Here is a 26,277-nt window from a genome sequence, read left to right as displayed (position 1 = left end):
AGTGGAGGAATGTATACTTTGTCCGCGGTCCCGGTCGGCGGCGAGTCGGCTACGTCGACTCCGCGGGCGCGAGATCCGCCGCCTTCGACCGCGCGCGGGCCACGATCGAGGGTTTGGCCTCGAAGTCGACGGTCACCTGGTCGCTCGCGTACGACTCCTCGTCGACGTGGCCGTGGTCATGGATCCACGAGACGAGGCTCATCGCCTCGTCGGAGACCGGGAGGACGAGCCGCTCGCGCTCCCAGTCGGGGAGCTCGTCTTCGACGCGGTCGCGGAGCTCCGCGACGCCCGCGCCCGTCTTCGCCGAGACGGCGACGGGGTCGGGGGCGACACCGGAGAGCGCACCGCGCTTATCGGCCAACTCGCCGGGCGCGAGCCGGTCGACCTTGTTGAACACGGTCACGACGGGGGCCTCGTTGCGCTCGTAGAGGGTGTCGTGGCTCGTGACGAGCTTCTCGCGCATGTCCTCGACCGGCTCGCTCGCGTCGACGACGAGCAGCACGAGGTCGGCGCGGTAGACCGAGTCGAGCGTCGACTCGAACGACTCCACGAGCCAGTGGGGAAGGTCCGCGATGAACCCGACCGTGTCCGTGAGCAGCACGTCTCGCTTCTCCATCTCGGCCCTGCGGGTCGTCGTGCCGAGCGTGGTGAACAGCATGTCCTGCGACTCGGCGGTGGTGTCGAGGTCGGGGTGTCGGTCGGCGTTCTCGTCGACGTCGATCTCGGCCGCGAGCCGGCGCATCAGCGTCGACTTCCCGGCGTTCGTGTACCCCGCGAGCGCGACCAGGTCGAAGCCGGAGTCGCGGCGCTGCTCGCGGCGCGCCTCTTCCTTCTCCGCGATCGACTCCAGCTCGTCCTGTATCTCGGAGATCTGGCGTTTGATGTCGCGCTCGACGCTCTCGTCGTACTCGCCGAGCCCCATGAAGCCGGGGCGCTCGTCGCGCTTCGCGAGGCTCGCCTTCGCCTCGGCGCGCGGGAGCTCGTACCGGAGCTCCGCGAGCTCGACCTGGAGCTGCGCCTTCCGGGTGTTGGCGCGCTGACCGAATATCTCGAGGATGAGCGTGAACCGGTCGATCACCTCGACGCCCTCGGGGAGCTCCCCGCCGATATTGAACGTCTGGTACGGGCCGACGTCGTTGTCGACGATGACGGCGCCGGCGTCGGTCCGGCGGACCAAGTCGCGCAGCTGCGCGACCTTTCCCTCCCCGAACATGAACGCGGCGTCCTCGGTGCGGGTCTGGGTGAGTTCGCCGACGACCTCGTACCCCGCGGCCGCGGCGAGCTGGGTGATCTCGGCCAGGTCGGCGTCGCCGGAGTCGACGCGCTTGGCGACGACCGCCCGCCGCTCTCGGGGGACCGATTCGGCGTCGCCGTCGGCGCTCGCCCCCTCGACGCTCCCGGTCATAAGAGGAGGTCTCGGGCGGCGTACGCGGCGTGGTGTGCTGCCTGCACTGTTTCGCGTTCTCCTATGCTCTCGACGTATTTAAACTCGGGTCGGAAGCTCAGCCCGACTCGATCGGGGGGCTCCTCGTAGAACTCGCCGTGTTCGGCGACGATCGGGCCGTCCGACGGCTCCGGCAGGTTCCCGACCGCGGTCGCGACGAGGCCGAGGGTCGCGTCGAGCGTCGGTCCCTCGCGCACGGCGGCGAAGCCCATCCCCTCGACCGACCGGATCCGCGTCGAGCCGACCCGGGCGTGGACCGCGGCCGCGACCATCAGGTACTCGCCCGCCTCCTCGTGGCGGCCGCTGATGTCGACGCCGACCACCTCAGGGGCGGGCACCGGCCACCTCGGTTCGCCCGGGCCGCGAGCTCCTACCGACGGGTGTCAGCTCCATAACCCGTCGTTGTTTGCCCGCCGAATTGAACGTTTCCGTGGTGTGCGCCGGAAATTCGAGTCCGCCGGCTCAGGCCGACAGCGTCGCGACCGCGTCGCCGATGCGGTCGATCGCGGCGTCGACGTCGTCCTCGTCGACGTCGAGGTGCGTGGTGAACCGCGTCGTGTGCTCGTCGAACTCCACGCAACCGACGCCGGCCGACTTGCAGGCCTCGACGAGGTCCGACGCGGGGATCCCGGCGTCCTCGGTGTGCGCGACGACGATGTTGGTGTCCGGCGCGGGCGCGTCGACCCCGTCCAGCGCGTCGAGCCCGGCGGCGAGCCGCTCGGCGTTGGCGTGGTCGTCCGCGAGCCGGTCGACGTTCTCCAGGGCGAGGAGGCCGGGCGCGGCGATCATGCCGGCCTGTCGCATCCCGCCGCCGAACAGCTTCCGGACGCGGCGGGCCGCCTCGACGAACGCCTCGTCGCCCGCGAGTATCGAGCCGACGGGCGCGCCGAGCCCCTTCGAGAGGCAGAAGGTGACGCTGTCGACGGGGTCGACGACGTCGCTCGCGTCGACGCCGAGCGCGACAGCCGCGTTGAACACGCGGGCGCCGTCGAGGTGGACCGGCACGTCGGCGTCGCGGGCGACGTCGGCGGCCGCGGCGATCCCCTCGACCGGCACCGCGACGCCCCCGCGGTAGTTGTGGGTGTTCTCCAGCGAGAGGAGGCCGGTCCCGGGCCGGTGGAGGTCCTCGCTCACGAGTCCCTCGCGAACCTCCTTCGGGGTCGGGACGCACCGGTCGCCGGCGTCGATCGTGCGAGTCTGCGCGCCCGAGAGCTTCGCCGCGCCGGCGAGCTCCCACCGGTAGATGTGCGACTCGCGCTCCAAGAGGAGCTCCTGCCCCGGCTCCGTGTGGACGTGGACGGCGATCTGGTTGGCCATCGTCCCGGAGGGGACGTACAGCGCGGCCTCGGTCCCGACCGCCTCGGCGGCGCGGCGCTCTAACTCGTTGACCGCGGGGTCGTCGCGGTACACGTCGTCGCCGACCTCGGCGGTCGCGGCCGCCTCGCGCATCTCGGCCGAGGGCGTCGTGACGGTGTCGGATCGCAGGTCGATGGTGTCCTCGTCGGTCTCCATTCGGTACCGTCGGTTCGGCGGCCGATCGGAAATAGGTCGCGCTCACCCGGCCGGGGCGTTCCGGATTCGGTCCCTTCTTAATCGACGCGACCGATCCGTGACGTATGGCAACGGAAGCCGCGGCCGACGACGCGACCGACGCCCCCGATGCGTACGAGGCCCTCCTGGACCGCGTTCGACGCTGGAACACGGTCGGGAGCGCCGCCGGCGTGCTCGGGTGGGACCAACAGGTGATGATGCCCGAGGGCGGCACCCCCGCCCGGTCGAAGCAGCTGTCGACGCTCTCGTCGATCCGCCACGACATGATCACGGACGAGGAGACCGGCGAGCTGCTCGCCGAGCTCGACGACGCCGACCTCTCCGACGAGCGGGCGGCGGTCGTCCGCGAGGTCCGCCGCGAGTACGAGCGCGCCGACGCGGTCCCGGTCGAACTCGTCGAGGAGATCTCCGAGACCGGCTCCGAGGCGCTGCAGGCGTGGGAGGAGGCGAAAGCTGAGGACGAGTTCGAGACGTTCGCGCCGTACCTGGAGAAGCACGTCGAGCTCAAACGGGAGTACGCCGAACACATCGACCCCGACCGCGACCCCTACGAGGTCCTCTTCGAGGACTACGAGCCGTGCCTCTCGATCGACCGCGCCGAGTCGATCCTCGAGGAGCTCCGCGAGACGCTCGTCCCCATGATCGACGCGATCCGCGACGCCGACGCGGACCTCGCCGTCGACACGTTCGAGGGCACGTTCCCCGAGGACGAGCAGGAGGAACTCGCCCGCGAGGCGCTCGAACTCCTCGGCTACGACTTCGATCGCGGCCGGCTCGACGTCTCCTCGCACCCGTTCACCTCCGGCAACCAGTTCGACTGCCGCGTGACCACCCGGTTCGACGAGTCGGACCCGCTCGGCGCGATCGGCTCGACGATCCACGAGTACGGCCACGCGCAGTACAACCTCGGGCTCCCGCGGGAGGAGTGGGCCACCCCGCTCGGCGAGTCGCGCGACCTCTCCGTCCACGAGTCGCAGTCGCGGCTCTGGGAGAACCACGTCGGGCGGAGCCGGCCGTTCTGGGAGCTGTTCCTCCCGCGGTTCCAAGAGCAGTTCCCGCAGACCGAAGACGCGAGCGTCGAGGACGCCTACGAGGCGTTCAACCAGGTGCACGAGGACAACCTCATCCGCGTCGAGGCCGACGAGCTCACCTACCACCTCCACATCATCGTCCGGTTCGAGATCGAGCGCGACCTGATCCGCGGTGACCTCGCGGTCGAGGACGTCCCGGAGGTCTGGAACGACAAGTACGAGGAGTACCTCGGAATTCGCCCCGACACCGACAGCGAGGGATGCCTCCAGGACATCCACTGGAGCCACGGCAACTTCGGCTACTTCCCGACGTACTCGCTGGGCTCGGTCATGGCCGCCCAGCTGTTCGAGGCCGCCGAGGCGGAGATCGACGACCTCGACGCGAAGGTCGCCGACGGCGACTTCGACGAGCTGCAGTCGTGGCTCGGCGAGAACGTCCATCGGCACGGCTCGCGCTACGAGACGAACGAGCTGGTGAAACGCGCCACCGGCGAGGCGTTCTCCGCCGACGCGTTCACCGACTACGTCGAGGAGAAGTACGGCGAGCTGTACGACCTCTGAGGCACTGAGGTCTCCGCGTTCTCGGCGGTCTCCGCGGTTTCGTGGGTTATGCGGGCTTCACCCCAGCCGGAGCCCCGTCATCAGCACGATAATCGCGAGCATCGCGCCCGCCTCGAGGAGTCCGACGACGAGATTCCGCTTCTCGATCGCCTCGAGTCGTGAGGCGTCGGGCTCCGCCGACCGGCTCTCGTAGTACGCGCTCAGGTGGATCCGGTTCGGGACGAGCAGCCCGAAGACGAAGAGTCCCCAGCCCAGCGTCAGCGAGAGGGTCGGCCACCGTCCGGAGAACCCGTAGCCGAGTCCGAAGACGGACCCGAGCAGGATCGTCCCCGAGACGACTGTCGTCAGGGAGAACCCGAGCACGAAGAACACGACCTTCGGCGTCAGCGCGGTCGTCACGTCCGCCGCGGTCTCGCGATCGAGGCCGCCGAGGGTCGGCCCGATGACCGCCGGGAAGATCAGCGCGAACCCGAACCAGACCGCGCCGGCGGCGACGTGGGTATAAAACAGGAGTGTCGTGCTCGAGAGGAGGACGCCGGCGGCGACGAACGACAGCGGCACAATGACGCTCCCGGCCGCGAACGCCGGGTTGGCGGCTTGCGCGAGATGCGCGACGCGCTCCAGCCAGTTGGCCTCCTCCACGCGGTCATGCTCGTGAATGACTGCCATGGAAGCGGATGGAACATGCAGAACATATTGGTTTTCGTTGCGACATTTTTGACGATCACCGACACGCGGATCAGTTTAAAAGGCCTCGTTCGCCGTCCCGCTACCGCGACGCTCGACGTTTCGCTGCTCGGCCTCGCTACTTCTCGATGATGCTCTCCTCGACCGCCTCGCCGAAGTGGCGCGCGACGTCCTCGTAATAAACGAGCGCCTCGTCACCGGCTTCGAGATCGGTGACGGCCTTCTTGCCGTCGCTCGTCGCCACCTTCACGGTCTCGGCGTTCTGGATGAGCGTCTCCACGCGATCGACCCCGTCCTCGGTCTCCAGTTCGGCCTGCAGCCGGAACATCGGTCGCTTCTCGATCTTCACGCGCCCGACGATCGCCTCGCGCGTGTGACCCGCGGTGTCGAGGATCTGCACCTCGTCGCCGCTGGAGAGCTCCGCGAGGTAGTTCGTGCCGCCCTCGGCGTTGCGGACGTAGGCGTGGACGGCCCCGGCGTTCACGCGGAAGGGGCGCGACTCGACGTACGGCGACTCCGCGGTCTCGGCGTGGACGAAGAAGAGCCCGCGCGACATCGACCCGACGAGCATCCCCTCGTCGTCGTCCATCAGCGAGCCGGTGTCGATGCAGACGCGGTCGGCCATCCCGGTGCGCTCGACCGCGGTCACCTCGGCGTGTCGGAGGTCGAGCGTCTCGCGGTCGGCGGCGTCGCGGGCGTCGACCGCGCCCCGGATCTCGTCGGGGGAGTCGCTGTCGAGGAGGACGCCGTCCGCGCCGATCTCCAGCGTCTCGAAGGCGGTCCGGGCCTCGGCCGCGGTCGTCGCGCCGGCGACGAGGTGCGTCTCCTCGCCGACCCGCGCGATCAGGTTCTCCAGCGGGATGATCGACCAGTCCTCGCCGACGACGATCGTGTACTCGGCGTCCGCCGCCGCCTCCTCGGCGAACCGCTCGTACTCGGTCCCCAGCACGCGGACGTACACGCCCTGGGCGCGGTCGTCGCTCCGGCGGACCGTCGTGAGGTCCGCGGAACCGGAGAAGTCGTTCGGGAGGTCGATCGTCCCGTCGCCCTCGCCGCCCTTGCCGACGAAGTAGGCGTCGGCCTCGGCGTCGCTCTCGGCGTCGTCGATGACGTCCGCCTCCGAGCGGAACGCCGCGACCGAGACGTCGCCAAGCTCGCGGACGCGCCCCACGTCCGCCTCGTCGACGAGTACCCAGTCCGCGCCGGCCTCGATGGCGGTCGTGATCCGTCGCTTGCGCGCCTCCCAGTCGCCGACGCTCCCGTCGGCTTTCACCCAGACCGTGCGTGTCATTGTCGGAACCTCACGGCGGGCGGGCTTGAAAACTGCGGAAGGGTCGCGCGTTGCGGGCGACTGCGCGACGGGAGCGTCATTCGCGGTCGACGGCGCGGCGGGACCGTCCGCCGTTGGCGACGCAACGACCCGTAGACGACAAAGCACTTATAACTAAGCTTGTATCGTAGGACGTACACCCCCGAATGAAGACACCACGCCGGTGGCCCTCGAACGCGGGGTCCCGATACGCCGCTGCGCGCGAGGCCCTCCGGGAGCGCGCCGCGCCGCACCTCGGGATCGATCCGCGAGCGCTGGGCGCGTTCCGGATCGGGCTGGCCCTCCTACTCCTCGGTGACCTGCTCGTCTACCGCCTCCCGGTGGTGGGCGCGTTCTACACCGATGACGGCGTCCTGCCGCGCTCGACGCTCGCCGAGCTGTACCCGTTCTTGGAGACCGTCTCGATCCACGCGGCGTCCGGCTCGGCGCGGGTCCAAACGGGGCTCCTCGCGCTCGGCGCGTGCGCCGCCGTCTGCCTGCTCGTCGGCTACCGAACGCGAGCGTCGACGGGTCTCTCCCTCGTCCTGCTCGCGTCGCTTTACGCTCGCAACCCGTTCGTGATCAACGGCGGGAACACGATCCTGATAGTACTCCTCTTTTTGAGCCTCTTTCTCCCGCTCGACGCCCGGTGGTCGCTCGGTGCCGGCCGGTCGAGCGACCCCGGTTACCGCGACGACGCCGATGAAGGCGCGTCTGACGGGGGTGAGAGCGGCGTCGGTCAGCGGGTCTGTTCGCTCGGAACCGCCGTCACCCTCCTGACGATCGCCTCGATCTACGCGGCCAACGTGGTCTCCAAGTACCGGAGCGACGCGTGGATGTCGGGCGTCGCGGTCCCGCGGATCTTCCAGATAGAGGAGTTCGTCGTGCTGTTCGGCCCGTTCGTCTCGGACCACACCGCAGTCCTCGCGGCGATAAACTGGCTCTGGATCGCGCTCCTCTCTGCGTCCGTGCTGCTGGTCGCCGCCACCGGGTGGCTGCGAACCGGCGTCGCCCTCGCGTTCGTCTCCGCGCACCTCGGCATGGCCGCGACGATGCGGCTCGGCGTGTTCCCGTTCGTCATGGTCTCGGTCCTGCTCCTGTTTTTCCCGCCGAGGGTCTGGGACGCCGTCGAGTTGCTCGCGTCGAACCTCCCCGGGCCGTCTCGGCTCCCAGAGCGGGCGTACCGAAGCGACGGCGGAAGGGCGACCGAAACCGCGTCTCCGGTCACGTCGCGGGCGCGTCGCGGGATCCGCGTCGCGGCCGCCGTCCTGCTCGTGGGCGTCTTCGTCGCGCTCGTGGTCTGGCAGGCCGCGGGGGTCGGGCTCGTCGACATGCCGGCGTCGGAGTCGGCCGGCGAGCTCTCGGAGGTGAGCTGGTCGTTCTTCGCGCCCAACCCGCCCGACACCTCCAGCTGGTACGTCGTCCGAGCGACGCTCGAATCCGGGGCGACGGTCGACGCGTCGGACGGCGGGCCGGTCGCGTTCGACCGTCCACCGGACGCGGCGGACACGTATCCGACGACCCTCTGGCATCAGTACGGCCACCGAATCCGGTACGCCGGGGAGACGCAGTACCGACCGCTGGCGGCGTACGCGTGCGAGCGGACGGACGGCTCGGTGGAGTCCGTGACCGTCTTCCACGTCGAGCAGACGGTCGACCCGAACGGGCCGGTGGGGGAGCCGGAGCCGCAGGAGCGGGTCAGCGTCACCTGCTGATCGCGGCGGCGCTCCGCGTCGCGTCGCTTCCCGAGACCGGATCGCCCCGATCGTATTAGTGGCGATGGCGCGTGGCGTGAGCCATGTCCGACTCACCACGCGTCGTCGGCGTCGCGGGGAGCCTCCGAGAGACGAGCTACACGCGACTGGCCGTCGGTCGCGCGCTCGACGGAGTCCGCCGTGCGGGCGGGACCCCGGAACCGATCGACCTCCGCGAGTACGACCTGCCGACGTACGACGCCGACCGCGGTTCGGCGGGAGACGCGGACGCGTTCACCGCGCGGGTCCGCGCGGCCGACGCCGTCCTCCTCGGGACACCGATGTACCACGGTTCGTACTCCTCGACGCTGAAAACGGCGCTCGACTACTGCGGCTTCGAGGAGTTCGAGGACAAGACCGTCGGCCTCCTCGCGGTCGCCGGCGGCGGCTTCCCGGTGACCGCGTTAGAACACCTCCGCTCCGTCTGTCGGGCGCTCAACGCGTGGGTGATCCCGCATCAGGTCGCCGTTCCTCGCGCCCACGCGCAGTTCGAGGACGGTGACCTGGTCGACGAGGCCCTCGACGACCGAGCGCTCACGCTCGGGCGTCGCGCGGTGCAGTACGCCGACATCGAGCCCGATCCGGACTCGTTCGAGGGAGAGCAGAACGTCGGGGCGAGGTGACCGCCGGCGCTGCGTGACCCCTTACGCCTCGACGAAGCCGCCCGCTCGGAGCGCCTCCTCGACGTCCGCGTCGTCGTGGACGATCGCCGAGACGGCGCGGGCGATCCCCTCGGGGTCCTCGTGCTGGAATATCGACCGTCCCATCGAGACGCCGGCGGCGTCGCCGTCCATCGCGCCGCGCACCATCTCGACGGTCTCGCGGTCGGTGCCCTTCGACCCGCCGGCGATGACGACCGGCAGCCGGGTCGACTCCGTGACGCGGGCGAAGGAGTCGCCGTCGCCGGAGTACCCCGTTTTCACCACGTCGGCGCCGAGCTCCTCGGCCAGCCGGACAGCGTGCCCGAGCGACTCCGGATCGGTCTCGTCGACGCCGGGGCCGCGCGCGTAGGCCATCGCGAGCACCGGCAGGCCGAGGCGGTCGGCGTCGGCGGTCAGCTCCGCCAGCTCTTCGATCTGGTCGGGCTCGTGGTCGGAGCCGACGTTGATGTGGAACGACACCGCGTCGGCGCCCGCGCGCACCGCGTCCTCGGCGGTGGCGGTGACGCGCTTGTCGCTCTCGTCGGGGCCGATCGTCGTCGACCCGTTGACGTGGACGATGTAGCCCGCGTCGTTCTTGTTCGGATGGACGCGGGGGGCGACGCCGCGCTGCGTGAGGACCGCGTCCGCCCCGCCGCGCGTGACGCCGTCGATCGTCGACTCGATGTCGACGAGGCCGTCGACGGCGCCCATCGTGATCCCGTGGTCCATCGGGACGATGAGGTACCGGTCATTTGTGGAGATGCGTTCGAGTCGTGCCGAGAGTCCTGCTGTCATGATGGGTTCGGTCGTTGTGTGAGAGTGTGGCAATCGCAGGTAAGTGGGTTTCGTTCGGGGTCGTATTGGCTCGAACCCGCGGTCACCGCGACTCCGCCGCGCCGACGCGGGCGGCGTGGCCGCGCTCGGCGCCCTCCTTCAGCTCCCGCGAGAGCGCCTCCAACCGGTCTGCGACCTCGTCGGTGGGCAGATCCTCCTCGACGCCCTCGGCGACGATGTCGACGAGCGCCGAGCCGACGATGATCCCGTCGGCGCCGCCGGCGACGATGCGCTCCGCGTGCTCGCCCGCCGAGATGCCGAACCCGACGGCCTTCGGCACGTCGTACTCCGCGAGCCGGTCGAGGCTCTCCGTGGTCTGCTCGGAGACGTCGTCTCGCGCGCCGGTCGTCCCGAGCCGCGCCTGCACATAGACGTACCCCGACACGCGCCCCATGATCCGGTCGAGCCGGTCGCCGACCGTGGTCGGCGCGACGATGAAGACGAGGTCGAGGCCGAACTCGTCGCAGGCCTCCCGGAGCGGGTCGGCCTCCTCCGCCGGTAGGTCCGGAACGACGAGCCCCTGGATGCCGGCCGCGGCGGCGCGCTCGACGAAGGGACGGGGACCGGCCTCTTCTCCGTACTGGTAAATCAGGTTGTAGTACGTCATACAGACCAGCGGCGCGTCGACGTCGAGCTCCTCGGCGAACGCGAAGAACCGGTCCGGCGTCATCCCGCCGTCGAGCGAGCGCACGAGGGCGCCCTGGATCGTCGGCCCCTCGGCGATCGGCTCCGAGAACGGGAGTCCGAGCTCGATGACGTCGGCGCCGCCGCGGTCGAGCGCGCGGACGTACTCCAGCGACGCCTCGTAGGAGGGGTCGCCGACGGCGAGGTAGGGGACGTATGCGGGGCCGTCGGCGAACGCCTCGGCTATCGCGGCCGAGTTTCCCGTCTCCGGCTTCGCCGTCGACTCCGCGGTCCGCTCCGCCATTCAGATCCCCCCCGTGAACATCGACATGTCCGGCGCCTCGTCGATGTCGCGCTTGTCCGTCTCCTCGATGGCCGCGTCGAGGTCCTTGTCGCCGCGCCCGGAGACGTTCACGACGACGCGCTCGCCGAGCTCCTCGTGGTGCTCCTCTAAGAAGCCGAAGGCGTGGGCCGTCTCCAGCGCGGGGATGATCCCCTCCGTGCGCGAGAGCCGGTGGAACCCCTCCAGCGCGACGTCGTCGTCGACGGCGACGGGATTCACGCGGCCCTCGTCGACGAGGTACGCGAGCTCCGGACCGACGCCGGCGTAGTCGAGCCCGGAGGATATCGAGTGGCTCTCCATGATCTGCCCGTCGGAGTCCTGCAGGAGCTTGGTGCGCGCGCCGTGGAGCACGCCCTCTTCGCCGGTGAAGAGCGAGGCGGAGTTCGGGGCGACGCCCGCCTCCTCGTCGACCTCCAGCGTCGAGCCGCCGGCCTCGACCGCGTGAAGTGCGACCTCCTCGTCGTCGACGAACGCCGCGAACGTCCCCATCGTGTTCGAGCCGCCGCCGGCGCAGGCGACCACGTCGGTCGGGAGCGCGCCCGTCTTCTCGATAGTCTGCGCGCGCGCCTCCTCCGAGATGACGGCCTGGAAGTCGCGGACCATCACCGGGAACGGGTGCGGGCCGACGATGGACCCGATGACGTAGTGGGTGTTCTCGACGGTGGTCGCCCAGTCGCGCATCGTCTCCGAGATGGCCTCCTTCAGAGTGCCCCGGCCCGCGGTCACCGGATTCACCTCGGAGCCGTTGAGCTTCATCCGGAAGACGTTCGGACGCTGGCGGTTGATGTCGCGCTCGCCCATGTATATCTCGCAGGGCATGTCGAGGTGGGCGGCCGCCATCGCGGTCGCGGTGCCGTGCTGGCCCGCGCCCGTCTCCGCGATGATCCGCTCTTTCCCCATGTACTTCGCCAGCAGGACCTGCCCGAGCGCGTTGTTCAGCTTGTGCGCGCCGCCGTGAAGCAGGTCCTCGCGCTTGAGGTAGACATCGGTGTCGTAGCGCTCGGAGAGCCGGTCGGCCCGCTGAAGCGGGATCGGGCGCCCCCCGAAGTCCGCGAGCCGCTCGCGGAGCTCGTCCATGAAGCCGTCCTCGTTCTCGAGGACGTACCGCTCGTAGGCGTCGGTCAGTTCCTCGATCGCCGGCATCAGCGCCTCGGGGACGTACTGGCCGCCGTAGCGGCCGAACTTCCCGTCCTCTCGGCCGCGCTCGCGGCCCGGGCGGCGCGAAAGCTCTCCAACCTCGCTCGTCGATGATTCGGTTTCGCTCATGTGGGTGTCTCCGTGGTGTCGGTGGTCTCGTCGATGACCGCCTCCGCGTCTTCGTCCGTCTCCGCGTCTTCGTCCGCCTCAGCCTCGCCGTCCGTCTCTGCCTCGCCGTCCGCCTCCGCCCGCGTCAGCGCCCGCGTGTTCGCCTCGACGTCGCCGTCCATGATCGCGCTCCCGACGAGCAGCGCGTCGGCGCCGGCCGCCCGCATCCGCCGGACGTCGGCGGGGGATCCGACACCGCTCTCGGCGATGAGCGTCACGTCGTCCGGGACGTGGGGCGCCACGGAGTCGAAGGTTCCGAGATCGACGACCAGCTCCGCGAGGTCGCGGTTGTTCACGCCTATCGCGGTCGCGCCCGCGTCGAGCGCCCGCGCCAGCTCCTCGCGGTCGTGGACCTCGACGAGGACCTGAAAGCCGCGATCGCGGGCGGCGGCCAACAGGTCCGGGAGGTCGTCGCCGACGAACCGCGCGATCAGCAGGACGACGTCGCTCTCGACGGCGTCTAGCTGGGGCTCGGCGACGACGAAGTCCTTCCGGAGGACCGGCACGTCGACGGCCTCGCGCACGCGGTCGAGCACCTCGACGCTCCCGCCGAAGTGCTCCGGCTCCGTGAGCACCGACAGCGCGGCGGCGCCGCCCGCGACCATCCCCTCGGCGAGCGCGACGGGGTCGTCCTCGCGGGTCCCGTCCGTGGTGGGGCTCGTTTGCTTGACCTCCGCGACGACCGGCACGCGACCGTCCTCTTCGGCCCGGTCGAACGCGGCGCGCAGGTCGCGCGGGTCGACGGCGACGCGGTCGGTACGCCCCTCTGCCGCCCGTTCGCGCGCCGCCGACAGGATCGACCTGACCGCAGGGGCCAGCTCGGTTGGATCCTCCATTAGTGTACACTAATGCACGTATCTGTTCATAAGGCTTGCGGGCGTGACCCGCCCGGAACGGACGAGCGGCCGAGTCGGCGACGCGACGCTCCGTCCGTCCCATCATTTTAACCGTCGGGGCCGTCGTATGACGGGTATGAATTCGACGGGAGCGTCGGGCGTCTTCGCCCGCGAGTTCGATGGCCTCGGTCGCGCGGTGGAGGTCGGATTCGCCGGCGGACGGGTGATCTCGGTGTCGTTCCCGGCGGAGATACCGGCGGACGCGAGGCCGGATCACGAACTCCTCGACCGGATCGGCGCGTACGTCCGCGGGGAGCGAGACGAGTTCGCCGAGGTCGCCGTCGGACTCACGGTGCCGACGGACCGCCGCGACGTCCTCGAAGCGCTCCGGACGGTCCCCTACGGCGAGGAGGTGTCCGTGAGTCGGCTCACACGCTTGGCGGCGCTCGACGCGGACGACCCCGACGACCTCAGACTCGTGCGAACGGCGCTGGACGAGAACCCGATCCCCATCCTCCTTCCCGACCACCGGGTACAGGGCGGCCCTTACAAGACGCCGGGAGAGGTACGCGACGCGCTGCGTCGCGTCGAAGGGCTGTAGCGGGGAGGGCCCGAGGCCGGGAGTTCGGCGACCTACTCGGACGGCCGCCCGCGACCGTGCTCTTCGATGTTCTCCCAGACGACCGTCATCAGCTCGCCGGTCTTCTCGACGAGGTCGTCGACCGCGCCGCCGCAGTCCGCGGGCGCGCAGCCGAGGTCGCGGATCGCCTTCGTCGCCGACGTGTGGTGGACGTGGACCAAGTCGTCGCCCTCGCGCTCGTACACGATGGTGGTGCACGGGAGCATCCCGGCGAGCGTGGGGTCGATCTCGATCGCGTCGAACGCAATCTCGGGGTGACAGACGACGATGAGCGCCGTCCGCTCGACGTCGTCGTGGCCGAGCATCCCCTCGATCATCTGATCGAGCCGCGTCACCTGCACCGTCTCGAAGTCGGCGAGCTCGTGTTCGATCTGCACGAACGGGACCGCGTCGTCGAAGGGCATGTCGAGGGTCGTGTGGAGTGCCTCGTCGGCGGTCGGCGCCGGGGACCCGCTTCGGGCGTCGCTCATGGGTGTGACTCCGACCGCGGCGGGAAAAACCCTCCCCCGGCCCGTCAACGACTGCCGCTACCTGTGACGGAGCGCGCCCTTTGCCGGTCGGGACGGACTTATCGGTCGGAGTCGCCTTCGCTCGCCCATGATCGAACTCTCACGGGCCGTGTACGACGACATCGTGTACCACGCGTACGGCGGCGGCGAGGCGGAGATCTGCGGCGTGCTCGCCGGCACCCACGGCACCGACGGCGAGCCGAGCGTCGTCACCGAGGCGTATCAGGCGGAGAACGTCGCCGACACGCCCCAGATCCGCTATCTCATCGACCCCGAGGAGCAGTTCGAGCTCATCGAAGCGATCGAGGACGACGGGCTCGACGTGGTGGGGTTCTACCACTCGCACCCGACCGGCCCGACGCACCCGAGCGAGACGGACGCCGCGCGGGCGACCTGGCCCGGTCACTCGTACGTGATCTGCGCGCTGGACGGCTACCCGTTCGTCGGCTCGTGGCGCTGGCGGGGCGACGAGGAGGGGTTCGAACAGGAGACCGTCTCGGTGCGGAGCGAGCGATAGGACGGGTTCGGATACGACGTCCGCTTGTGAATCTCGGAGTCGGCGGTGACGGGCTTCGCAGCCTCGACCGCTCGTTTATACGTGGTTGATTCTAGATCGGCGGTGAAAACCGCTAAATCCACAGCCGATCGGCTGTACGCGGTCGACGCTAGGTCACCGATGAAGACCGCCTTCGCCCTCGCGGCAGCGAGGCGCTTCGCGCCGCTGGCAGCCGGCGGCGACGCCGCCGGCGGCTGCCCGTTTGAGTCCCACCCGACCGCACCGCCTGGCAGCCTCACGCCTCCCCAGCCTCGTCGCTCCCTTCGGTCGCGACTCCAGCGAGAATCGGAGATTCTCTGGCAGCCGGCGCGGAGCGCCGGCGACAGCGAGGCGCTCCGCGCCTCTGGCAGTCGGGCGAAGCCCGACGACCTCGCGCGTGCTCCTCGGCCGCGAGACGGCCTCGGAGGCACGCGCCACCGCATCGTTTATGAGTTAACTCGCGTCGCTGACGCTCGTTTTTGAGTGCACATCGCAATCAGCGCTCGCGTCGAGAGGGAATTCTCTCCGAGCCTCGGCCCGACCGATCAGTCGCTCGCTTCGATCTCGGGCTCCGCCTCGTCGTCGCCGCCGACGTCGATGGCGCAGGAGGCGTCGTACTCGACGTCCTGTACCGACTCGATGGCCGGGTCGTCGCCGCACACCGGGCAGTCGTCCTGCTTGGGGATCTCGACCTTGTCGAACTCCATGTCGAGCGCGTCGAAGAACAGCATCGAGCCGTCCAGCGACTCGCCCTCGCCGATGATGTGTTTCACCGTCTCCGTCGCCTGCAGACAGCCGACGGTGCCGGGGAGCACGCCGAGGACGCCGGCGGTCGCGCAGTTCGGGACCATCCCGGCCGGCGGCGCCTCGGGGAACAGACAGCGGTAACACGGCGAGTCGTCGTCGCCCGCGAACGTCGTCACCTGCCCCTCGAACTTGAAGATGGAGCCGTGCGAGAAGGGGATCCCGGCGAGCGTGCAGGCGTCGTTGACGAGGTACCGCGTCGCGAAGTTGTCCGTGCCGTCGACGACGAAGTCGTAGCCGGAGATTAGCTCCTCGACGTTGTCCGGGGTCACCCGCAGCTCGTGCTTCCGGACGTCGATGTCGGGATTGAGTCCCTCGACGAAGTCGGCGGCGGAGTCGACCTTCTTCCGTCCCACGTCGTCGTTCCCGTGGATCACCTGGCGCTGGAGGTTCGACAGCTCGACCTCGTCGTCGTCGGCGACGCCGAGCGTCCCCACCCCGGCGGCGGCGAGGTACTGGATGATCGGCGCCCCGAGCCCACCGGCGCCGAGCACGAGCACTTCGGCGTCGAGCAGGGCCTTCTGCCCCTCGGGACCGACGTCGTCCATGATGATGTGCCTGGAGTACCGGTCGAGCTGCGTCGGATCGAGGTCGAGGTCGCTCATTTGCCGCCGCTTGTCGCTGCAAACCAATAAGACGGCCGCCCACCGGCGCGTGCTGCCGACATCTCGGAGATGCGCCCGGTTCGCACGACCGGTTGCGCATCTGGGGACGGCCCGCGGCGCATCGGGGGACGGCCCGCAACGCATCGAGAGGACGACCGGCGGCGCACGGGGAGCCGGCCGGTACCGCGCCCGACGACGGCCTCGCTCGACTCGTCGCGGACGCGGGACCGACGGCAGAACGTCCGTCGCGGGCGCGTCGCTCCGGGCTCGGCGGTCGTGTTAGACCGGGGCCACCGTTGCCGTCGGCGGGGTCCTTTTTTGACTGGGACGAGAACCGCTAATATGGCCACGATTAAGCTGCCGGCCGTCCTCGTCGGCGGGTCCGCGACCTCTGAGGTCGAGGTCGAAGGGGAGACCGTCAACGAACTGTTCGACAACCACGCCGACGAGCACGGCCCGGAGCTCAGAGACAGCGTGCTCGAAGACGGCGAAATAAAGGAGTTCATCAACGTCTACGTCGAGGGGACGCCCGTCGACGGCGTCGACGCCGAGGTCCCGGCAGACGCGCAGGTCCGCGTCATCCCGGCGGCGTCCGGCGGTCGGTAACCGGTCCGTCTCTCGGTTCGCGGCGGGATTCGCTTATAAGTAGTCCTCCCAGAGCGGGATGTCTGCGTACTTGTCGCCGCGGTCGCACAGCATGAAAACGACGACGTCGTCGTCGTCGAGCTCGCCCGCCGCGTCCAGGTTCGCCACGACGGCCGCGCCGCCGCCCGCCGACGTGCCCACGACGAACTGATCGTCGACGCGGAGGTGTTCGCGGACCGTCGCCTCGTCGTGCTGGCCGAGGTCGGCGATCGGCACCGGATCGTCGAGGTAGCGCTCGCGGAGCGCCCGCGCCTGGTCGTACGCGTCCGAGGTGGCGACGTACTCCGTCCGGTCGAGCACCGACTCGTCGTACGTCTCGGGGTGGTAGTGGTCGCCCGTCTTGAGGTATTTCAGGCCGTCGATGGCGTGGAGCTGCTCGTCGGGCTCGAAGCCGACGATCTCCGTCGCCCCGTCGCTCAGGTCCGTCAGGCCCCGGCCGGTCCCCGTGATCGTCCCGCCCGTCCCGACCCCCGCGACGAAGTGAGTCACGTCGCCGTCGGTCGCCTCGTATATCTCCCGGGCGGTCGTCCGCTCGTGGGTGCCCGGGTTGTCGGGGTTCTCGTACTGGTTCGGGCGGAAGTACGCCTCTGGGTCCGCGGCGATTATCTCCTCGCAGCGCTCGATGACGGCGTCGTAGCCGAGGTTGGCGTCGACGAAGTGGATCTCCGCGCCCGCGTCCCGAACGGCGTCCACCTTCCCGCCGGCGGCGTTGTCGGGCATGACGATCTCGACGTCGTAGCCGCGGGCGGCCGCGAGCCGCGCCACCTCGCTGCCGGTGTTGCCCGAGGTAGGCTCGATGACGGTGACGCCGGACTCGAGGTCGCCGCGCTCCTCGGCGCCGTCCAGCATCCCCTTCGCGATCCGGGACTTGATCGACCCGCCGCCGTGGGGGGCGTCGTAGAGGTTGAACCACTCCGCCTTCGCGTACACGTCCGCGTCGGCCCCGAGGTCGAGGTCGAGCTCCACGAGGGGCGTCTCGAAGATCGTCGACTCGTCGACGACGTACTGGCTCATGGGCTTCGTAGATCGCTCCCGGGTAAGAGTCCGACGGAAACGGCTGTCTCGGCGCCTATCGCGGTCGTGCGTCGCGATCGCCCGTCAGAGATACGGGAGAAGCCTGCCGGTCACGAAAGGCGTTACACGGCGAATCGTCTACCGAGCCGTATGAGCCAACCATCGTGGGACGACGTCGTCGAGATGCCCGACGAGCTCGACGACGAGACCGCCGAGGCGCTCTTCGAGGACGCGACCGAAGTACAGGACATGACCGGCGAGGTCTGCCCGTACCCGCAGGTCGAGGCCAAGAAGGCCGTCGCGGGGCTCTCCCCCGGCGACGTGCTCGTCCAAGAGACTGACCACGTCCCGAGCACGGAGAACGTCCCGAAGGCCGTCGGCGACGACGCGACCGCGAAGGTCTGGAAGTCGGGCGACGGCCGCTACCGCATCTTCATGCGGAAGGAGTGATCATGGTCGAAGAACTCACCCCCGAGGAAGTCAACGAGCGCGTCCAGAATGGCGACATCCGCGTCATCGACACGCGACCGCAGGAACAGTACGAGCGGGGTCACATCCCGGGCGCTATCAACGTCCCGCTCGGCGACCTCCCGTCGATGGTCCCGGACATCGACTGGGACGACAGGGACGTCGTCTGCGCGTGTCCGGTCGGCCAGTCATCGAAGCAGGCCGCGATGCTGATCAGCAGCTACGAGGGCGTCGAGGAAGACATCGTCGTCGCCAGCATGTCCGGCGGCTACGAGGAGTGGGACTTCGAGCTGGAGACCGACGCGTCCGCCGACGCGTAGTTCGCCCCGATCTGTCCGCTGACACGGAGGTCGCCCCGACCCGCCCCCCGGTTTCCGTCGGCAGCGCTCGGAGAGGGCGGCGGCCCGCACAGCGGTCTCTGAAACTATATGTGCGTCCGACTGTCACATTGGCGTATCTCTTTGTACCGCAGGCCAGTTAGTGGCCCGCATGGACGCCGAGAAGGCCCGCCGAGAGCTCTACGAGGTGATGAACGAGTCGCGCGAGTTCGACGAGAAGGCAGAACGAGCCCTCGCGCTCGGGAAACGGTACCTCGACGTCGAAAACGCCCACCTGACGGAGATCCACTCCGACAGCGACTACTGGGAGACGGTCGCCAGTACGGACCCGCCTGAGGGGGCGTTCCCGGCCGGACTGGTTCTCGACCTCGGGACCACCTACTGCCGGCGCGTCGTCGCTGATCGGGAGACGGTCGCGCTCCACGACGCCCCCGAACAGGGGTGGGCCGACGACCCGGCGTTCGACGCGCACGAACTCCGCTGTTACCACGGGAGCCCCCTCGTCGTCGACGACGAGCTCTACGGGACCGTCTGCTTCGTCTCCGAGGGCGCCCGATCGCGGCCCTTCAGCGACGAGGAAACGCTGTTCGCGGAGCTGATCGCCCGGGTGCTCGAACACGAGCTGCAGCGTCGGCGCACCGCGGTCGAGATCGAGCGGCTGGACCGGTTCGCCAGCGTGCTCGCCCACGACCTGCGCAATCCGCTCGGGGTGGCGCAGGGGTACGTCGACTTCGCTCGGGAGTCGACCGGCGATCGGGACCTCGACACGGCGGCGACCGCGCTCGACCGCATGGAGGAGCTCATCGAGGACGTGCTGACGATGGTCCGACAGGGCCGGTCCGTCGAGTCGGCCGACGAGATCCGACTGGGGTCGGTGGCCGAGCGATGCTGGCGATCGGTCGTGACCGAGGAGTCCGCGCTCCGCGTCGAGTCGGACCTGGCGATCCGGGCGGCCCCCGACCGGCTGCGGCGGCTGTTCGAGAACCTCTTTCGCAACGCGATCGAGCACGGGGGCGACGACGTCACGGTCCGGATCGGCGCGCTGCCCGACGACGCGGGGTTCTTCGTCGAGGACGACGGACCGGGCATCCCGGAGATCGAGCGCGACTCCGTCTTCGAGCGGGGGTACTCGTCGGAGTCGGAGGGGAGCGGGCTGGGGCTGGCGATCGTCGCGAGCGTCGTCTCCGCGCACGGCTGGGAGATCGCGGTCACGGACGCCCCGAACGGCGGCACTCGGTTCGAGGTCAGCGACGTCGCCGTGCTCGATCCGGTGGCGGACTGACCGGACCGACGGCGGATCGGCGCCGTCGGTCAGATCGCGCAGCCGACCTCGCGGTACATGTAGTGAGTCATGACGTAGACGCCGAGGACGATCCCCCCGCCGGCGAGGAACGAGTGCACGGAGAGCAGCGCGATCCCCGAGAAGAGGTTCGCGATGTTGCAGCCGGCGGCGAGCCGCGAGCCGACGCCCATCAGGAGGCCGCCCGCGGCGTAGTTCGGCACGCGGTTCAGCTTCGGTTTCCGGATCCGGAAGTCGCCGGAGGCGTACGCGGCGAGGAAGGAGCCGACGACGAGCGACGCGATCATCACCATGTCGATGCTCAGGGAGATGTCGCCGTCGCGGAAGAGGATCGAGCCCCAGTACTCGACGCTCGCGACGTCGTAGCCGGTCTGCGCGAGGAGGTAGCCGGCCCAGCGCGCCTCGCTGCCGGTGATCGCCCAGTGGCCGTGCACGTAGAACCAGAGGCTCGCGACGACCGCCATCGCGACGCCCGCGGTCCGCGCGTCCCACGAGTCGCGGAGCCGGACTCTCACCGGTCGGTCGTCGCCGCGGAGGCCGCGGACGTACTCGACGGTGCCGTCGGCGATGCCACGCAGGCCGACCGAGACGGCCGAGAGCGTCCGAGAGGCGCCGAGAACGGCCTGTGCGCGTGTGTCGGCCCCCACGCCGGTCCCGCCTGAGGGGTCGTCCGGGAGCCGGCTCCGCCCCTTCACGAACGCGTACGCGACGGTGCCGGCCGCGACCGCCAGCGTCCCCGTGATCGCCGGCGAGAACGGCAGCGAGAGGTACAGCGTCCGCCCTTCGAACGGGTTCAGCGTCTGGAAGTAGTACGTCTCCGCCACGGGGAACGCGAACGCGAAGAGGACGTACCCCACGAACATGAAGAGGAGGACGAGCCAGAACTGGAGGTACCCCTGTCCGGCCCGATAGAGGGTGCCGGACGCGCAGCCGCCGGCGAGCGTCATCCCGAGGCCGAAGACGAAGCCGCCGAACAGCGACCCCAGCCCCCACGCGGGCGTCCAGAAGCCGCGGAAGTAACCGAACGTGGCCTGCAGGCTCCAGAACACGGTCATCACCGCGAGCCCGGCGAGCAGTCCCTTCAGCACGCGCGTGTCTTTGAACGCGACGAAGTCCCGGAACGCGCTGACGAAGCAGAACCGCGCCTTCTGTAACAGCACGCCGAACGAGAGGCCGACCGCGATCGATATCCCGACGTACGCGACGGGAGACAGTATCATTACGCGGGTCGAGTGCTCCCCGGCGTAAAACGTCGCTGAAGACGGTAACGGTGCGCGATGATCAGAGGAACAAACAACACTTGCCGCTATTTGACACACGGGGCAACGAAGCGCGCCTCCGGGAGCCCTTTAGGCGCGAGCCGCGTCGTGCGGATATGAGCGACGACTGCGGATGCGGATCGAACGACTCGGCGCCGCGCGACTCCGGCGAAGCCGCGCCGGACGCGTCCGCCGACGCGGGTCCCCGTCCCGCGAAGGGGAGCGAGCTGGCGAACGACGACCGGCGCAACCCCTTCGCCGACGGGATCGACCGGCGACGCCTCCTGCAGGCGTCGGGCGCCGTCGGCGCGACGACGGCGCTGGCCGGCTGTTCCGGCGGCGGTGGCGGCGGTGACGGCGACGAGCCCGCGCCGACGATGTTCGTGTTCAACAACGGCGACCGAACGCTGAGCGTCATCGACACGGAGAGCGACGAGCTGCTCAACACCGCGTTCCTCGGCACGACCGCCTCCTTCCCGGCCAACCAGTACGCCACGGGCGTCGACGACGAGCACGACGTGCTCTGGCTGAACGTCTCCGGGGGCGTCCGCGCGTTCGACCAGCGCACCCTCGAGGAGCTCGCCTTCGTCGAGACCGGATACGGCCCGAACTATCCGAACGTGACGCCCGACGGCGAGCACCTCCTCATCGCCTCGGGCGGGACGACCGGAATGGCGCCCGAGGGCGACGAGGCCCACGCTATCTTCCGCGTCGACGCGGACCGCGACAGCGACGCGTTCGGCGAGGTGACCGCCGAGATCGAGACCGGCTACGTCGGCCCCTGCGACATGACGCTGGGCCCGAACGGCGACTACGCCTTCGTCGTCGACGTCGCCGACGAGGCGGTCCGCGTGTTGAGCGTCGACCCGTTCGAGACGGTGACGCGTGTCGACGCCGGCGAACCGGTCACCGAGGGCAACGTCCTCCCCTTCATGTGCACCGCCTCGTTCGACGGGGAGCTCCTGCTCGTCGAGAACGGGGAAGGGACGCTCGGCGGCGACCCCGAGGTGCCCCGCGAGGGCTCCGAGAGCGTCTGGGACATCTCCGACCCGGAGAACCCGGAGGAGATCGCGAAGGTCACCCGCGACGACGGGCTCCCGGGCGCGCCGATCACGAGCGAGGTCGCCCCGGACAACTCGGCGGCGTACCTCTTCATCCCCGGCGAGGGGGTCGGCGTCGTCGACCTGGAGGCGAACGAGTACGCGACGACGCTCGACGTCGGCGGCAGCAGCATCGCCGGCGCGTGGGGGCCGAACCGCGAGAAGCTGTACGTCCCCGTGCAGGACGCGAACCAGGTCGCCGTGATCGACCACGCGGAGCGGGAGGTCGTCGCGACCGTCGAGGCCGGCGAGGCGCCCACCGGCGCGGTCGCCGGCACGGTCCGCCCGGAGGAGGACGCGGTGTCGAGCCTCCAGGCGTCGCTCGCCTCGCTCGGCATCGCGTTCGGCGAGATGGAGGCGTCGTGGTGCATGGACGACCACTGCTACTGCGGGTAGATGGCCTCGGATAACGTGCGCGACGACGGTCCCGCCGACCCCGCCGAGAGCGACTCGCCCGCCGACCCCGCCGAGAGCGACTCGCCCGCCGACCCCGCCGAGAGCGACGCGGCCGGAGCAGACGAGACGAGCGGGTCCGATCCCGCGTCGACTCGCCGAGGCCTCCTCCGCGCCGCGGCGGGTGCGACGGCCGCCGGCGCGGCGAGCACGGCCGGCTGTCTCGGGATCACCACCCCGGCCGACACCGCCGCGCAGTACGGGCTGAGCGGGAACGTCTCGCACTTCGTCGGACCGAGCTGGCTCGCCGAGAACCGGGGGGACGTCGTCGTCCTCGACGCTCGCGACACCGAGCGCTTCCGCGAGGAGCGGATCTACGGCGCCAGGCGCGTCCCGTTCGACGCGGTCACGAGCCGAGCGTCGACCGACGCCGGACTGGTCCCGGACGTCGAGGCGATCGCCGACGCGTTCGGTGAGGTCGGGGTGTCCCCCGACGACGACGTCCTCGTCTACGGCGCCAGCGTCGGGTCGCGAGTCACCCGGACCGCGTTCGCGCTCGTCGCCTTGGGCCACGCCGGATCGGTCCGCGTCCTCAACGGCGGCCTCTCGGGCTGGAACGGTCGGCTCGGAACGGGCTCCCGCGACCGGGTCGAGCCGACCGAGTACGAGGCCGACCCCGCCGCGTCGGCGTGGGTCACCCGCGAGTGGCTCGCCGACCGCGTCGGGACGTTCAACGGCGACGGGCCGGGGCTCGTCGACGTGCGCGTCCCGGAGGCGTACCTCGGAGCGCCCGCCGCCGACGCCCTGAATCCCGACAACGACCGCCACGGACATCTCCCCGGGGCGATCGGCGTCCACTGGGTCGGCAACGTCGACGGCCGGCAGATGACGGACCCGGGCGAGCTCGTGCAGCTGTACGAGAACCGGGCGGGGCTCGACCGCTCGGGCACCGTGGTCGTCTACGGCGACGACAACGTCGACCCCACGTCCACGTGGCTGACGCTGCGGGCGATCGGCTTCGAGGACGTGCGGCTGTACGACGGCGGGTTCGGCGAGTGGTCGAACGTCGAGGGGGACCGCGGGCGGTACCCCGTCGAGACCAAGACGAGCGCCGTGATCGAGACGGAGGGGAGCGTCGGCGGCGACGACGGCGGCGGCGACTTCTCCTGTACCGGATGAGCGAGAGCGGCTCAGACGGTCCGCCCGACCGAATCGTCGCGGTCCCCTGCGAGGGCGACGACGCGCTCGCGCTGTTCGCGCTCGCCGACGGCGAGCCCCTCGGCGAGGTCCCGGTCGGCAGCCACCCGGTCCACGCGACGACCCGCGGGGGACGGACGTTCGTCGCGACGATGGGCGAGCGAGCGGTCACGGCGGTCGACGCGGACGGCGCCGTCTCGCGGGTCGAGACGGGCGTGCTCGGCCCCTCGCACTTCGCGACCGCGAACGGGGAGCTGTTCGTCTCCTGTACCGCCGGCGACGCGCTCGCCGTCGTCGACCCCGAGTCGCTGACCCTCGTCGCCCGGATCGGGGTCGGCGCCGAGCCCCACGAGGTCGCCGTCTCTCAGGACGGCGATCGGCTCTACGCCGGCAGCCGCCGGGAGGGCGTCGTCGACGTCGTCGACCCCGCGGCCCGCGAGCGACTCGGCGCCGTCGATGTCGGTCCCGACGCCCGAGTGCAGGGCGTCGCGGTCGGCCCCGAGGGCGACCGCGGCTACGCCGTGGATCAGGCGGGCGCCCGCGTCGTCGCGTTCGATCCGGAGGGAGTCGACGCGCCGGGAGGGGCCGACGCGCCGGGAAGGCCCGACGCGGCGGGAGGCACCGACGAGCCGGGCGACGCCTCCGACGCTTCCGTCCTCGGCGAGGCCGCGGTCGGCGCCGACCCGTACGACCTCGTCGTCACCGCGGACCGGGTGTTCGTCCCCGGCCGCGGCGACGGCGTCGTCCACGAGTTCGACCGCGACCTCGGGCTCGCGGCGGTCCACGAGGGGTTCGACCGGCCCGTCGACCTGTTCAGGATCGGCGGCGAGCGGTGGGTGCTCGACGCGGCCGCCGACGGCCTCCGTTCGCTTTCGGGCGCGATCGTCGACACCCCGGCGCCGGGGCTCGCCGCGACCCGCGTCGGCGACCGGCTGGTCGTCTCGCACTACGACGACGACCGGGTCTCGCTCGTCGACGTCTCGCGGGGTCCGATATGGACGGCGGAGACGGGCGCGTATCCCTTCGGGTCCGTCGTGGTCTGAGCGCGGTCCGGCGGTCGGGGCCGCGAACCGTCGTCACAGACACCGGGGAACGCTGCCGATGCCCGCGGAGCAATCAGCGGACCGCTCGACCACGCGGTATGAAGGTCGCTTACGTCTTCGCGACGGCCGGACAGACCATCGACTACGTGCTCGGGGACATGATCCTCCCGCAGCTGGAGGCCGACGCGCACGGCGCCGACGTGGTCGGGATGTTCTTTTTCCACGACAACACCTACGCGCTCCGCGGGGGCGACCCGCTGGGGCAGCGGCTCGCCGACGTGGCGGCCGAGCGGGACATCCTCCTCATGCTTTGCGATCAGTGCGCGACCCGCCGCGGGCTCGCCGAGTTCGACCGCACCGACGAGCACGGCCGGGACCGGTACGAGCCGACGAACACGGTCGAGGGCGCGACCGTCGGCTGCTTCCCCGACCTCTACGCGGCGCTCGGCGAGGTCGGCGTCGACCACGTGATCACGCTGTAGGCGAGGGACCGCAGGGCGAGAAGGACGGGTCCGGAAAGACAGGGCGAGAAGGCCGGGCCCGGAAGGACGCGGGCCGAGAAGGTCCGCTAGATCTCGAAGTCGGGCGTGTCGAACGCGCCCTCGTCGGCCTCGACGTCGTAGCCCTCGATCGCGGTGAGCGCGACGTCGAGCGTCGTCTCCGGATCCCACCGTCCCGTGTTGATCGCGAGGTCGTAGATGGAGCGGTCGGAGAGGTCGATCCCGTAGTACGACTTGTACCGCTTCTCCTCTATCACCTCGCGGACCTGCATCTCGGAGGTCATCTCCTCGCGGTCGAGCGTCCGGTCGGCGCGCACCTCGTCGGGCGCGTCGAGCCAGATCCGGACATCGGCGCGGTTGCCGGCGATCCAGCCGGCGAGGCGCGACTCCAGGATGAACGCCTTGTTCGCGGCGCCCCACTTCTCGGCGATCCGGCGGAGCCGGCGGTCGAGCGCGCGGTCGATCTCCTCGGACTCGCCCGTCTTCGCGATGAGCTGCGAGAGGCTCATGTCGCGCTCGGCGGCGATCTCTCGGAACAGCTCCCCCCCGGAGACGTAGCCGCAGTCGAGCGCCTCCGCCAGCGCCTCGACCAGCGTCGTCGCCCCGCAGCCGGGCGGGCCGGAGACGGTGACGAACAGGTTGCGGTCGATCTCCCGCTCCGTCGCCGGCGAGGTTCCACTCATACGTGCGCCGCCACGGACGGATCCCGGATAAACGGGCCGGTTCGCACACCGCGACGAGGGGGCCGCGTCCGGGGCGTCGGCGGAAGCGGTCGGCTCCACCGACACGGCGGCTCTCTTAAAATCGTCAGTGATTGATCGGTTCCGGCTGCTGTATATAGAGGGTGAAGTAAGCACAGAGGCTACATTTGTTCCAGAGAAGTTCGCTTGAACCACCCGCTCAGCGTGCGTGCGGAGTGACTACTCGATTTCTAACTGATCACTTCCGCCACCCTCCTCACCGTCGTTCTCATCCCATTCGAGTTCGAACTGCTCTGTTGAATCCGC

Annotated in this window: 27 protein-coding genes; 13 read left to right on the top strand and 14 right to left on the bottom strand. The window is 70.2% G+C overall.

Features of this window, described 5'->3' with window-relative positions:
• Window positions 1-49: 49 nt before the first annotated feature.
• The 3 genes from hflX to DJ75_RS16425 all read right to left on the bottom strand — a co-directional run bounded on the left by hflX (window position 50) and on the right by DJ75_RS16425 (window position 2,956).
• Complete coding sequence (gene hflX / locus DJ75_RS16435; RefSeq protein ID WP_094525499.1) at window positions 50-1,405, bottom strand: GTPase HflX; 1,356 nt, start codon at window positions 1,403-1,405, stop codon at window positions 50-52.
• On the bottom strand, window positions 1,402-1,767 hold the full coding sequence (locus DJ75_RS16430; protein ID WP_094525612.1) for a DUF2209 family protein: 366 nt from the start codon (window positions 1,765-1,767) through the stop codon (window positions 1,402-1,404). Before DJ75_RS16430 ends, hflX begins: the two co-directional genes overlap by 4 nt.
• A gap of 139 nt (window positions 1,768-1,906) precedes the next feature.
• Complete coding sequence (locus DJ75_RS16425) at window positions 1,907-2,956, bottom strand: low specificity L-threonine aldolase (protein ID WP_094525498.1); 1,050 nt, start codon at window positions 2,954-2,956, stop codon at window positions 1,907-1,909.
• Between the two features lie 104 nt (window positions 2,957-3,060).
• Here DJ75_RS16425 and DJ75_RS16420 point away from each other — a divergent pair, with 104 nt between their 5' ends.
• Entirely contained in the window at window positions 3,061-4,587 is a 1,527-nt protein-coding gene (locus DJ75_RS16420) for a carboxypeptidase M32 (RefSeq protein ID WP_094525497.1), read from the top strand.
• Window positions 4,588-4,644: 57 nt separating this feature from the next.
• Here DJ75_RS16420 and DJ75_RS16415 read toward each other — a convergent pair whose 3' ends face one another.
• Together DJ75_RS16415 and DJ75_RS16410 are read right to left on the bottom strand one after the other, a co-directional pair.
• Window positions 4,645-5,256: a hypothetical protein gene (locus DJ75_RS16415; protein WP_094525496.1), complete on the bottom strand. Its 612-nt coding sequence runs from the start codon at window positions 5,254-5,256 to the stop codon at window positions 4,645-4,647.
• A 136-nt stretch (window positions 5,257-5,392) separates the two neighbouring features.
• On the bottom strand, window positions 5,393-6,565 hold the full coding sequence (locus tag DJ75_RS16410; RefSeq protein WP_094525495.1) for a 3-dehydroquinate synthase II: 1,173 nt from the start codon (window positions 6,563-6,565) through the stop codon (window positions 5,393-5,395).
• A gap of 185 nt (window positions 6,566-6,750) precedes the next feature.
• On the opposite strand from DJ75_RS16410, the gene DJ75_RS16405 reads away from it, so the two are divergent.
• On the top strand, window positions 6,751-8,298 hold the full coding sequence (locus DJ75_RS16405; protein ID WP_094525494.1) for an HTTM domain-containing protein: 1,548 nt from the start codon (window positions 6,751-6,753) through the stop codon (window positions 8,296-8,298).
• Window positions 8,299-8,381: 83 nt separating this feature from the next.
• Window positions 8,382-8,960 carry an NADPH-dependent FMN reductase gene (locus DJ75_RS16400; protein ID WP_094525493.1) on the top strand — a complete coding sequence of 193 codons (579 nt, stop codon included), beginning with the start codon at window positions 8,382-8,384 and terminating at the stop codon, window positions 8,958-8,960.
• A 21-nt stretch (window positions 8,961-8,981) separates the two neighbouring features.
• On the opposite strand, the gene DJ75_RS16395 is transcribed toward DJ75_RS16400, so the two are convergent.
• The 4 genes from DJ75_RS16395 to trpC form a co-directional block, all read right to left on the bottom strand.
• On the bottom strand, window positions 8,982-9,773 hold the full coding sequence (locus DJ75_RS16395; RefSeq protein ID WP_094525492.1) for a 2-amino-3,7-dideoxy-D-threo-hept-6-ulosonate synthase: 792 nt from the start codon (window positions 9,771-9,773) through the stop codon (window positions 8,982-8,984).
• An 82-nt stretch (window positions 9,774-9,855) separates the two neighbouring features.
• Window positions 9,856-10,740: a tryptophan synthase subunit alpha gene (trpA, locus tag DJ75_RS16390; RefSeq protein ID WP_094525491.1), complete on the bottom strand. Its 885-nt coding sequence runs from the start codon at window positions 10,738-10,740 to the stop codon at window positions 9,856-9,858.
• Window positions 10,741-12,045, bottom strand: a complete 1,305-nt coding sequence (gene trpB, locus DJ75_RS16385) for a tryptophan synthase subunit beta (RefSeq protein ID WP_094525490.1) — start codon at window positions 12,043-12,045, stop codon at window positions 10,741-10,743. It abuts the gene before it with no gap.
• Window positions 12,042-12,920, bottom strand: a complete 879-nt coding sequence (gene trpC, locus DJ75_RS16380) for an indole-3-glycerol phosphate synthase (RefSeq protein WP_094525489.1) — start codon at window positions 12,918-12,920, stop codon at window positions 12,042-12,044. The genes trpB and trpC overlap by 4 nt, the downstream gene beginning before the upstream one ends.
• Before the next feature lie 136 nt (window positions 12,921-13,056).
• On the opposite strand from trpC, the gene DJ75_RS16375 reads away from it, so the two are divergent.
• Window positions 13,057-13,521, top strand: coding sequence for an MGMT family protein (locus DJ75_RS16375; protein WP_094525488.1), 465 nt, complete (start codon window positions 13,057-13,059; stop codon window positions 13,519-13,521).
• Between the two features lie 32 nt (window positions 13,522-13,553).
• Here DJ75_RS16375 and DJ75_RS16370 read toward each other — a convergent pair whose 3' ends face one another.
• Window positions 13,554-14,030: a DUF302 domain-containing protein gene (locus tag DJ75_RS16370; RefSeq protein ID WP_094525487.1), complete on the bottom strand. Its 477-nt coding sequence runs from the start codon at window positions 14,028-14,030 to the stop codon at window positions 13,554-13,556.
• Between the two features lie 127 nt (window positions 14,031-14,157).
• On the opposite strand from DJ75_RS16370, the gene DJ75_RS16365 reads away from it, so the two are divergent.
• Window positions 14,158-14,586, top strand: coding sequence for a desampylase (locus tag DJ75_RS16365; protein ID WP_094525486.1), 429 nt, complete (start codon window positions 14,158-14,160; stop codon window positions 14,584-14,586).
• Between the two features lie 563 nt (window positions 14,587-15,149).
• Here the strand turns inward: DJ75_RS16365 and DJ75_RS16360 are convergent.
• On the bottom strand, window positions 15,150-16,013 hold the full coding sequence (locus tag DJ75_RS16360; protein ID WP_094525485.1) for a molybdopterin-synthase adenylyltransferase MoeB: 864 nt from the start codon (window positions 16,011-16,013) through the stop codon (window positions 15,150-15,152).
• Window positions 16,014-16,355: 342 nt separating this feature from the next.
• On the opposite strand from DJ75_RS16360, the gene DJ75_RS16355 reads away from it, so the two are divergent.
• Window positions 16,356-16,619 carry a MoaD/ThiS family protein gene (locus DJ75_RS16355; protein ID WP_094525484.1) on the top strand — a complete coding sequence of 88 codons (264 nt, stop codon included), beginning with the start codon at window positions 16,356-16,358 and terminating at the stop codon, window positions 16,617-16,619.
• Between the two features lie 33 nt (window positions 16,620-16,652).
• On the opposite strand, the gene DJ75_RS16350 is transcribed toward DJ75_RS16355, so the two are convergent.
• Complete coding sequence (locus tag DJ75_RS16350) at window positions 16,653-17,672, bottom strand: PLP-dependent cysteine synthase family protein (protein WP_094525483.1); 1,020 nt, start codon at window positions 17,670-17,672, stop codon at window positions 16,653-16,655.
• Window positions 17,673-17,822: 150 nt separating this feature from the next.
• Between DJ75_RS16350 and DJ75_RS16345 the strand changes: the two genes are divergently transcribed.
• The 3 genes from DJ75_RS16345 (at window position 17,823) to DJ75_RS16335 (ending at window position 19,760) form a co-directional block, all read left to right on the top strand.
• Window positions 17,823-18,122, top strand: coding sequence for a sulfurtransferase TusA family protein (locus DJ75_RS16345; protein ID WP_094525482.1), 300 nt, complete (start codon window positions 17,823-17,825; stop codon window positions 18,120-18,122).
• A 2-nt stretch (window positions 18,123-18,124) separates the two neighbouring features.
• On the top strand, window positions 18,125-18,460 hold the full coding sequence (locus DJ75_RS16340; RefSeq protein ID WP_094525481.1) for a rhodanese-like domain-containing protein: 336 nt from the start codon (window positions 18,125-18,127) through the stop codon (window positions 18,458-18,460).
• A gap of 169 nt (window positions 18,461-18,629) precedes the next feature.
• Complete coding sequence (locus tag DJ75_RS16335; protein ID WP_094525480.1) at window positions 18,630-19,760, top strand: HAMP domain-containing sensor histidine kinase; 1,131 nt, start codon at window positions 18,630-18,632, stop codon at window positions 19,758-19,760.
• 29 nt (window positions 19,761-19,789) lie between these two features.
• Here the strand turns inward: DJ75_RS16335 and DJ75_RS16330 are convergent, their stop codons facing one another.
• Window positions 19,790-20,998, bottom strand: coding sequence for a YeeE/YedE family protein (locus DJ75_RS16330; RefSeq protein WP_094525479.1), 1,209 nt, complete (start codon window positions 20,996-20,998; stop codon window positions 19,790-19,792).
• Window positions 20,999-21,153: 155 nt separating this feature from the next.
• Here DJ75_RS16330 and DJ75_RS16325 point away from each other — a divergent pair, with 155 nt between their 5' ends.
• From DJ75_RS16325 to DJ75_RS16310, 4 genes are all read left to right on the top strand, one after another.
• Window positions 21,154-22,533 carry a twin-arginine translocation signal domain-containing protein gene (locus DJ75_RS16325; RefSeq protein ID WP_094525478.1) on the top strand — a complete coding sequence of 460 codons (1,380 nt, stop codon included), beginning with the start codon at window positions 21,154-21,156 and terminating at the stop codon, window positions 22,531-22,533.
• A complete protein-coding gene (locus DJ75_RS16320) occupies window positions 22,534-23,709 on the top strand; it encodes a sulfurtransferase (protein ID WP_094525477.1) in 1,176 nt (391 codons plus the stop codon).
• On the top strand, window positions 23,706-24,770 hold the full coding sequence (locus DJ75_RS16315; protein ID WP_094525476.1) for a YncE family protein: 1,065 nt from the start codon (window positions 23,706-23,708) through the stop codon (window positions 24,768-24,770). Before DJ75_RS16320 ends, DJ75_RS16315 begins: the two co-directional genes overlap by 4 nt.
• A 98-nt stretch (window positions 24,771-24,868) precedes the next feature.
• Window positions 24,869-25,252: a SaoD/DsrE family protein gene (locus DJ75_RS16310; RefSeq protein WP_094525475.1), complete on the top strand. Its 384-nt coding sequence runs from the start codon at window positions 24,869-24,871 to the stop codon at window positions 25,250-25,252.
• An 86-nt stretch (window positions 25,253-25,338) separates the two neighbouring features.
• Here DJ75_RS16310 and cmk read toward each other — a convergent pair whose 3' ends face one another.
• Window positions 25,339-25,953: a (d)CMP kinase gene (cmk, locus tag DJ75_RS16305; RefSeq protein WP_094525474.1), complete on the bottom strand. Its 615-nt coding sequence runs from the start codon at window positions 25,951-25,953 to the stop codon at window positions 25,339-25,341.
• Window positions 25,954-26,277 lie beyond the last annotated feature (324 nt).

Origin of the sequence: Halorubrum sp. Eb13, assembly GCF_002252895.1 — an archaeon.
Taxonomy (GTDB): domain Archaea; phylum Halobacteriota; class Halobacteria; order Halobacteriales; family Haloferacaceae; genus Halorubrum.
Note: the sequence above shows the minus strand (reverse complement) of the source record. Positions and strands in the feature narration are given on the sequence as shown.

Coding starts and splice junctions, on each gene's coding strand:
- hflX (WP_094525499.1), bottom strand. CDS start 1,405: ATGACCGGGAGCGTCGAGGGGGCGAGCGCCGACGGCGACGCCGAATCG.
- DJ75_RS16425 (WP_094525498.1), bottom strand. CDS start 2,956: ATGGAGACCGACGAGGACACCATCGACCTGCGATCCGACACCGTCACG.
- DJ75_RS16420 (WP_094525497.1), top strand. CDS start 3,061: ATGGCAACGGAAGCCGCGGCCGACGACGCGACCGACGCCCCCGATGCG.
- DJ75_RS16415 (WP_094525496.1), bottom strand. CDS start 5,256: ATGGCAGTCATTCACGAGCATGACCGCGTGGAGGAGGCCAACTGGCTG.
- DJ75_RS16410 (WP_094525495.1), bottom strand. CDS start 6,565: ATGACACGCACGGTCTGGGTGAAAGCCGACGGGAGCGTCGGCGACTGG.
- DJ75_RS16405 (WP_094525494.1), top strand. CDS start 6,751: ATGAAGACACCACGCCGGTGGCCCTCGAACGCGGGGTCCCGATACGCC.
- DJ75_RS16400 (WP_094525493.1), top strand. CDS start 8,382: ATGTCCGACTCACCACGCGTCGTCGGCGTCGCGGGGAGCCTCCGAGAG.
- DJ75_RS16395 (WP_094525492.1), bottom strand. CDS start 9,773: ATGACAGCAGGACTCTCGGCACGACTCGAACGCATCTCCACAAATGAC.
- trpA (WP_094525491.1), bottom strand. CDS start 10,740: ATGGCGGAGCGGACCGCGGAGTCGACGGCGAAGCCGGAGACGGGAAAC.
- trpB (WP_094525490.1), bottom strand. CDS start 12,045: ATGAGCGAAACCGAATCATCGACGAGCGAGGTTGGAGAGCTTTCGCGC.
- trpC (WP_094525489.1), bottom strand. CDS start 12,920: ATGGAGGATCCAACCGAGCTGGCCCCTGCGGTCAGGTCGATCCTGTCG.
- DJ75_RS16375 (WP_094525488.1), top strand. CDS start 13,057: ATGAATTCGACGGGAGCGTCGGGCGTCTTCGCCCGCGAGTTCGATGGC.
- DJ75_RS16370 (WP_094525487.1), bottom strand. CDS start 14,030: ATGAGCGACGCCCGAAGCGGGTCCCCGGCGCCGACCGCCGACGAGGCA.
- DJ75_RS16365 (WP_094525486.1), top strand. CDS start 14,158: ATGATCGAACTCTCACGGGCCGTGTACGACGACATCGTGTACCACGCG.
- DJ75_RS16360 (WP_094525485.1), bottom strand. CDS start 16,013: ATGAGCGACCTCGACCTCGATCCGACGCAGCTCGACCGGTACTCCAGG.
- DJ75_RS16355 (WP_094525484.1), top strand. CDS start 16,356: ATGGCCACGATTAAGCTGCCGGCCGTCCTCGTCGGCGGGTCCGCGACC.
- DJ75_RS16350 (WP_094525483.1), bottom strand. CDS start 17,672: ATGAGCCAGTACGTCGTCGACGAGTCGACGATCTTCGAGACGCCCCTC.
- DJ75_RS16345 (WP_094525482.1), top strand. CDS start 17,823: ATGAGCCAACCATCGTGGGACGACGTCGTCGAGATGCCCGACGAGCTC.
- DJ75_RS16340 (WP_094525481.1), top strand. CDS start 18,125: ATGGTCGAAGAACTCACCCCCGAGGAAGTCAACGAGCGCGTCCAGAAT.
- DJ75_RS16335 (WP_094525480.1), top strand. CDS start 18,630: ATGGACGCCGAGAAGGCCCGCCGAGAGCTCTACGAGGTGATGAACGAG.
- DJ75_RS16330 (WP_094525479.1), bottom strand. CDS start 20,998: ATGATACTGTCTCCCGTCGCGTACGTCGGGATATCGATCGCGGTCGGC.
- DJ75_RS16325 (WP_094525478.1), top strand. CDS start 21,154: ATGAGCGACGACTGCGGATGCGGATCGAACGACTCGGCGCCGCGCGAC.
- DJ75_RS16320 (WP_094525477.1), top strand. CDS start 22,534: ATGGCCTCGGATAACGTGCGCGACGACGGTCCCGCCGACCCCGCCGAG.
- DJ75_RS16315 (WP_094525476.1), top strand. CDS start 23,706: ATGAGCGAGAGCGGCTCAGACGGTCCGCCCGACCGAATCGTCGCGGTC.
- DJ75_RS16310 (WP_094525475.1), top strand. CDS start 24,869: ATGAAGGTCGCTTACGTCTTCGCGACGGCCGGACAGACCATCGACTAC.
- cmk (WP_094525474.1), bottom strand. CDS start 25,953: ATGAGTGGAACCTCGCCGGCGACGGAGCGGGAGATCGACCGCAACCTG.